The following is an 8,148-nucleotide window of genomic DNA, read 5'->3' as shown; positions in this document are numbered from 1 at the left end:
CTAAAGCATTCCTCGCTACTATGACAAACAAAGGCTTTCATGTAAATTTATGGGAACACGCCTTTGTATCACCCGTATCTCCGCTTTATGAACCCTTGAAGAAAAAAGCAGGAAACTACCTGGTTTGGAACGGACTGGTGCCGGATTTTGCAGATACAGGCGCAAGGCGTATTTTCGCGGGTTATCATAACGAAACCTTTATAAAACAGGGCATCTCTGGTTTTAAAATGGATGAATGCGATAACTCAAATATCGCTTTTGGAAGCAATGCATGGAGTTTTCCGGAGCTTAGCCGGTTCCCGTCGGGTATTGACGGAGAACAGATGCACCAGCTTTTTGGATTGCTTTATCAAAAAACAATATTTGATATCTATAAAAAATCAAATCAGCGTACATACCTGGATGTGCGGGCCTCCAATGCTTTCGCATCATCCTATCCGGCCGCTTTGTACAGCGATTCCTATGATCATGACCAGTACATCAAATTGATCCTGAATTCCGGGTTTTCCGGAATGATTTGGTCCCCGGAAGTAAGGGAATCCAATTCAATAAAGGATTTTATGCGCCGCAGTCAAACTGCAGTGCTGTCTGCACAAACCTTATTTAATTCATGGTACCTGAAAAATCCACCCTGGTTACAGATCAATAAACAAAAGAACAATGCCGACGAGTTGATGGATAATGCCAAAGAGGTGGAGGCAGATATCCGTAAACTGTTTGAATTTAGAATGAGCCTGATTCCCTACCTGTATAATGCTTTTGCCGAGTACCATTTTAAAAGGATACCGCCATTCAGGGCGCTGGTGATGGATTACCCGGAAGATAGGAATACTTTTAATTTATCTGACGAGTATATGATTGGGAGCGGGATACTGGCTGCACCGTTAACAGAAAAAATGGACGAAAGAAAAGTTTATTTGCCGGCAGGTACCTGGTACGATTTTAATACCAATCAAAAATACGAAGGCGGAAAAGTATATACTATTAAACCAAGTCTTAATCAGTTACCAATTTTTATCAAAGACGGCACCATATTGCCATTGGCCAAACCAGTTGAACATGTAGCGGAGGATACCAAGTTTGAGATCACCTGTTTTGTGTATGGCGATCATAAAACGGCGGGTTCATTATTTGAAGATGATGGAGTAACTTTTAATTACGAAAGAGGAAATTATAATGCGATCAACTTATCCTGGAACAAAAATAAAGGAGCAATAAAACGCAGTGGGCCATTTAAAAACTCCAGGTATGCTATAAAGAAATGGGTGCTCATAAACTAAGAAGGAAGCATTAGAAAACTTATTAGCCTTTCATCGCAATGATCAAATTAGATTAAACGGTTTATGGAAGCCATATCCCGTTTAATCTAATTCTCCCAAACAGTCATCTATTTATCTATTAAAAAATTTGCTAAATCGATTTATTTAATGTTGATTTGCTAAATCAATTTAGCTTAAATAAGTACATATCTATTTGTCCAATTAAATGAGAAACTATTTTTATAGCTTTTTACTGCTGTGTGCTTTTGCCGCGCCTGTAACTGCACAAACGGTACAGCCTTTTAAACAGGGCGATAGGGTGGTGTTTACCGGTAATAGCATTACCGATGGGGGGCATTATCACTCTTACATCTGGTTATATTATATCACGCATTTTCCCAATCGCAGGATAACGGTTTTTAATGCCGGGATTGGCGGCGATGTATCCCGGCAGATGCTGGAGCGTATGGATAGTGACGTATTTGCAAAAAAGCCAACCGTTATCACGCTCACTTTCGGAATGAATGATACAGGTTACCAAAACCTGAAAGGGGCCAAAGCCGACTCAACCTATGCCGTCAAAGTAGCGGAGTCATTAAAAAGTTTCAGGCTGATAGAGGATAAGTTAAAGCAACATCCCAACGTACGGAAGATTATGATCGCTTCATCACCTTATGATGAAACCGCTAAGATCAAGGCAACGCCACTAATCGGTAAAAACACCGCCATGCTAAAAATAGCTGCCGATCAGCAAAGTACTGCCTCAAAAAATAACTGGGATTTTGTTGACCTCAACCGCCCGATGACCGCCATCAATTTGCAGCAGCAGCAAAGCGATTCTACCTTCACCATGGAAGGCAGCGACCGGATCCACCCGACCAACGATGGGCAAATGGTGATGGCCTACCTGTTTTTAAAAGCCCAGGGGCTGGCAGCAGAAAAAGTAGCCAACATGGTGATCAATGTAAATAACAAAAAGATTGCCCTTGCCGAAAATTGTATCATTACCAGCCCGGTAATTAACATAAACCATATTAAATTCAATTACCTGGCCAACTCATTGCCTTATCCAATGGATACCATTGCAAGCGGTTTTGGCCGGCCGGCAAAACCACAGTCTACGGTGTTAAAACTGGTACCGTTTACCGATGAATTTAACCAGGAGCTTTTGCAGGTTATAGGGTTAAAGGAGGGAGTAAAATATTCACTTAAAATAGATGGTGAACCCATAGGCACCTGGAACGCCGCCGACTATACTGAAGGCATCAACATGGCCTTAATAACAGGCACACCCCAATACCAGCAGTCGCTGGCTATTATGCACCTGAACGAAGAACGCTGGACGACTGAACGCCGCCTGCGCGAATATTACTGGATGCATTACTCTATCCTGAAACCTAAAGGGCTGCTATTTAATGATGGACAGGCTACTTTAGATTCATTGCAGCGATATGCCAAAAAAGATTTTTTTGTGGCAGTTACCGTACCCACCTATCAAAAGGCCCGGTTTAAGCATGTACGCGATGCCTGGCAAAAGGAGATAGACCTGCTTACCAACGAAATGTATCGCATTAACAAGCCAGTTAGCCATATTATTGAGATAACCGCAGCCAAATAACTCCCATGAAACTGAAAACCATTTTGATAAGCTTAATGTTGGTAAGTGGTGTTGCTGCCAGCTCATCTGCGCAAACGGCCTGGTATATAGATGGATACCATGGCGGCATCTGGGGCCATTATCCCGATTGGAACACCCGGTTCATGGCAGATATGTTAAAAAAGAACCCCGACTGGAAAATCAACATCGAGTTGGAGCCCGAAACCTGGGACAGGGCACAAGTTGTAGACCCTGCTGCCTTCGCCGATTTTAAAGCCCTGTTTGCAGATCAAACCCTTACCGGCCGCATAGAGTATGTAAACCCAGAGTACGCCCAAAGCTACAATTACAATATCTCGGGCGAGAGCATTATCCGCCAGTTTGCTTATGGCATTAAAAAAATCAAGGTACATTTCCCGGAAGCGGTATTTACGTCTTATTCATCCGAAGAGCCTTGCTTTACCAGCGCTTTGCCACAGATATTAACCTCGTTTGGCTTTAAATATGCTTCGCTTAAAAACCCCAATACCTGTTTTGGCGGCTATACCCGTGCCCATGGTGGTGGGCTGGTTAATTGGGTTGGTCCGGATGGTACGGGTATTATAACTTCGCCCAGATATGGAATTGAACAGTTGTCGCCAAAATCAACCTGGCAAACCATTGCCTGGGAAAATGCGGCCAATTACATCAAAGCAGCTTATGCAGATGGCGTTAAACACCCGGTTGGGATGACCTTACAGGATGCCGGCTGGAAGGGCGGTCCGTTTATCGGCAATGGCGATAAAGATGGCGTACACAGCATTTATACTACCTGGCGTAACTATTTTGCAAATGTTGCCCGGGGTGATGCCCGACCGGATTGGAAACTATCACAAGAAGATATATTGGTGAGCCTGGTTTGGGGATCGCAGGTTACGCAGCAAATTGCCCAACGGGTGCGTGCATCCGAAAACAAGATCATCCAAAGCGAAAAATTGGCTTCAATGGCAAAGATATATGCAGGTAACAGCTATCCGCAGGCCGATTTTGATGCCGCTTGGCGAGCGCTTTTGCTATCGCAGCACCATGACTGCTGGATAGTGCCCTACAACGGCAATCCCGGCGATACCTGGGCCGATAAAGTGAAAAGCTGGACGGCGTTTACCAATAACAAGAGCGATAGCATCAACAACCTTACTACTTCATTGTTAAATAAGAATGAAGGTGATTATATCACCGTTTATAATACACTCGGGATCAGGCGAACAGAAGTTGTTCAGGTTGATCTTCCTGAAAAATTCACGGCTGAAAATACGGGTGTTTTTGATGGTAATGGTAAACAGGTAGCAGGCCAGGTTATTCCGGCTACCGGTCAGCAAAAGGCAAAAATAAGCTTCAAAGCAACCGTGCCTTCAATGGGCTATGCCGTTTATCAGTTTAAAGAATTAAAAAGCACCATTTTAAAGGGTGCTCATATTTCCATACTGGCTAATGGTGATTACCAGCTTGAAACCAACTTATACCGCATCATTATTGATCCGGCCAAAGGCGGCATCATTAAAAGCCTGTTGGCCAAAACTATGGCTAACCAGGAGTTTGTAGATAAAGCCAACACCTGTAGTTTTAACGAGTTGCGCGGTAATTTTTATAATGACGGCGGTTTTAAATCGAGCAAAGACAATCCTGTTAAAATAGAGATCATAGAAAATGGTCCCATCAGCATAAAACTGGCCATCAAGGGAACTATTAATGGCAGCGATTATACCCAGGTTATCGCTATGAATGAGGGTGCGCCACGTATTGACATAAACCTGAACATCAACTGGAAAGGCAACCCCGGGATAGGGGAGGGCATTAAACCGGGCACCTACAAATGGGAGCTGCCGGCAAAGCCATTTTATGATGACAGGAATAAGTTACTCGCTTTGTTCCCGCTTAACTTCAAACACCAAAAAATATATAAAGATGCACCTTTTGATGTTACTGAAAGCAAACTGGATAATACCTTTTATACCCGCTGGGATAGCATTAAAAACAATGTGATTCATACCTGGGTAGATGTTACCGGTGATAATGACAAATACGGAATGGCGCTGCTTACGGATCATACCACCAGTTATGCCCATGGTAAAGATTATCCTTTGGGTTTAGATATTCAGTATTCAGGTATGGGTTTGTGGGGGAAAAATTATACCATTGATGGGGGTACAGAAATTCATTATGCATTGATTCCACACCCAGGTAAATGGGATAAGGCCGGCATTTGGGCAGGTGCCACCCAATGGAACGAGCCTTTGGTGGTGTGCGCGGGCAAGCCAGGTGGAAATAACAATACATCATTGATCAGGACGGACGATAAGGACATTGAGATTACCTCGGTACAATTTGATGGCGATGATATGCTGGTGCGTTTTTTTAATGCTGGTGCGGGCAAAGCTTTTAAAGCTACGTTTAATTGCAATGCTGATAAAGCCCAACTGGTGGAGTTAGATGGCAGGGTTAAACGGGTTTTGGCTTTAACTAAACAAACTACCGGAGATAATGCGTTGATTTTCAATATTCCAAAATTTGGAATCCGCACATTGCGGCTCATCAACGCACGCAAAATATAAGCTATATGCATCCAACAAAATATTTGTAAAATTTATTGTACAATATTTTGCTAAATCGTTTTTATTAAATAATTTGGACGATAATTACCAATTATAAATAACCGCTTCTTAAAACATACTTCAGGGATTAAAAGATGACCAATACTAAACGGGCCGTTTTTGTGGCTTTGCCGGGAAAAAAATATTTCATTGGGTTGTTGACCGCTGTATTATCTTTTGGTGCAACTGCGCTGAAAGCACAAAACCCCGCCACCTACGTAAATCCTTTTATTGGAGCCAGTACCAGCACGGCTGATGCAGGCACTTACCATGGTCTTGGCAAAACTTTTCCGGGCGCTACTACGCCCTATGGCATGGTGCAGGTGAGCCCCAATACCATAACAGGCGGCGACAATGGCCCTGGGTACAGTTACGAACAAACCAGTATTGAAGGCTTTGCAATGACCCAAATGAGCGGCATAGGCTGGTACGGCGACTTGGGTAATTTTTTGGTGATGCCCACCGCCGGTAAACTATATACTATAGCTGGTAAAATGGATGGATCGGTAAAAGGATACCGATCTGCCTATGATAAAAAGACCGAAAAAGCATCCGCCGGGTATTACAGCGCATTGTTGACAGATCATCATATTAAAGCAGAGATGACCGCGGCCCCGCATAGCGGCATGCTGCGCTTTACTTTTCCGCAAGGCAGCGATTCCCGCGTTCAGATAGATTTGGCACGCAGGGTAGGGGGCACATCTACATTACAGTATATAAAGGTAGTTAACGATCATAGTATTGAGGGTTGGATGAAATGTACACCCGATGGTGGCGGCTGGGGCAATGGAGATGGCCACGCCGACTATACCGTTTATTTTTATGCCGAATTTAGCAAACCATTGAAAGATTTTGGCGTCTGGAGCGCCGATATCCCCGACGACTGGAGCCGTAAACTGGACGATGTAACAAGTACCAAATACCTGGACAGGGTTGCCCAGGCCGAAATACTAAAGGGAGCGAAAGAGAAACAAGGAAAGCACCTGGGTTTTTATACCCAATTTGCTACCCATGCCAATGAGCAGGTATTGCTTAAAACAGGTATTTCTTTTATCAGTATCGCCGGAGCAAAAAATAATTTAAACACCGAGATCAAGGATTGGAACTTTGATGGGGTACATCAAAAAGCCGTTGCCTTATGGAACAAAGCTTTAACCAAGGTAAACGTTCAAGGTGGTACGCCCGAGCAAAAGACTGTATTTTATACCGCGCTTTACCATACTATGATAGACCCGAGAATTATAAGCGATGTTGATGGCAAATATCCTGGTGGCGATGGCCAGGCGCACCATGCGGTAAATTTTAGCAAGCGCACCATATTTAGCGGCTGGGATGTGTTTCGAAGTCAAATGCCTTTGCAAACTATCATCAATCCCTCGTTGGTTAATGACGAGATCAATTCGCTGGTAACCCTGGCACAGGAAAAGAAGATGAATTACCTGGAACGCTGGGAAATTATGAACGCCTACAGCGGCTGCATGATTGGTAATCCAGCCGTATCTGTAATAGCCGATGCCTATGCCAAAGGTATCCGCAATTATAACGTGCCAGAGGCTTATCGCTTATCGGTAGGATCGGTTGAGAAATTTGGTAATGGCGATAAAGGCTTTAGCGGTGGCGATTTGAGTTTATCACTAACCCTGGAATATGCCTATACCGATTGGTGTGTAGGCCAAATGGCCAAATGGCTGGGCAAAACCAGCGATACTGCTAAATACACTCAACGCGGACAAGCCTACAAAAATGTATTTGATGCCGAAAAAGGCTGGTACAGGCCAAAAGATGAGAACGGCAACTGGAAAGCCTGGCCCGATTCGGCAAGAACCAAACAATGGTATGGTACTATTGAAAGCAACCCATACCAGCAAGGCTGGTTTGTGCCGCAGGACGTAAAAGGTATGGCCAAAATGATGGGCGGCTACGAAAAAACCATAGCCGACCTGAATAACTTTTTTGAAAAAGCGCCCGATAACATGATGTGGAACGATTATTACAATCATGCCAACGAGCCGGTGCACCACGTGCCTTTTTTATACAATCGCCTGGGTGCGCCATGGCTTACCCAAAAGTGGACGAGGGAGATCTGTCGCCGGGCTTACCACAACTCGGTTGAGGGTTTAGTTGGTAACGAGGATGTGGGCCAGATGTCGGCCTGGTATGTGTTGGCTGCAAGCGGCCTGCACCCGGTTTGCCCCGGCGATACCCGGCAGGAAATTACCAGCCCGGTATTTGATAAAGTGGTGTTAAAGCTCGATCCTAAATATGCCAAAGGCCAAACATTTACTATAGTAGCCCTCAAAAACTCGGCGACTAATGTCTATATCCAAAGCGCAAAGCTAAATGGTAAACCATATAACAAGTGCTATTTGGATTTTAAGAATATCGCGGCTGGCGGCACGCTAGAGTTAACGATGGGTAGCAAGCCAAATAAAAACTGGGGAATTTGATGGTATCTGTATTTGAAAAGCAGGTGATAATTGATGTGAAAGCTAAATCGATTTATGATAAATGCTTGTATGTCATTATGAGTTTTAAAAAACAGGAAGCTCGAAGGATAAATGACTTTTTAAAAGGTTTGTCATCCTGAGGAACGAAGGATCTGTTCGCAGACTGTACAGGGCGAAGAAACATAGCGAATAATAGATCCTTCACTACGTTCAGG

At 43.9% G+C, this 8,148-nt stretch carries 4 protein-coding genes; all 4 read left to right on the top strand.

Annotated elements, in window-relative coordinates; genetic code table 11:
- The coding region (locus Q0R88_RS09125) for a TIM-barrel domain-containing protein (RefSeq protein WP_295715274.1) at positions 1 to 1,280 on the top strand (1,280 nt) is incomplete at its 5' end.
- 205 nt (positions 1,281 to 1,485) lie between these two features.
- Complete coding sequence (locus Q0R88_RS09120; protein WP_295715272.1) at positions 1,486 to 2,877, top strand: SGNH/GDSL hydrolase family protein; 1,392 nt, start codon at positions 1,486 to 1,488, stop codon at positions 2,875 to 2,877.
- 5 nt (positions 2,878 to 2,882) lie between these two features.
- Positions 2,883 to 5,447, top strand: coding sequence for a glycoside hydrolase family 38 C-terminal domain-containing protein (locus tag Q0R88_RS09115; RefSeq protein WP_295715270.1), 2,565 nt, complete (start codon positions 2,883 to 2,885; stop codon positions 5,445 to 5,447).
- Between the two features lie 134 nt (positions 5,448 to 5,581).
- Entirely contained in the window at positions 5,582 to 7,933 is a 2,352-nt protein-coding gene (locus Q0R88_RS09110; RefSeq protein ID WP_295715267.1) for a GH92 family glycosyl hydrolase, read from the top strand.
- Positions 7,934 to 8,148 lie beyond the last annotated feature (215 nt).

The organism is Mucilaginibacter sp., from assembly GCF_025362475.1.
GTDB lineage: Bacteria > Bacteroidota > Bacteroidia > Sphingobacteriales > Sphingobacteriaceae > Mucilaginibacter.
Note: the sequence above shows the minus strand (reverse complement) of the source record. Positions and strands in the feature narration are given on the sequence as shown.

Coding starts and splice junctions, on each gene's coding strand:
- Q0R88_RS09110 (WP_295715267.1), top strand. CDS start 5,582: ATGACCAATACTAAACGGGCCGTTTTTGTGGCTTTGCCGGGAAAAAAA.
- Q0R88_RS09115 (WP_295715270.1), top strand. CDS start 2,883: ATGAAACTGAAAACCATTTTGATAAGCTTAATGTTGGTAAGTGGTGTT.
- Q0R88_RS09120 (WP_295715272.1), top strand. CDS start 1,486: ATGAGAAACTATTTTTATAGCTTTTTACTGCTGTGTGCTTTTGCCGCG.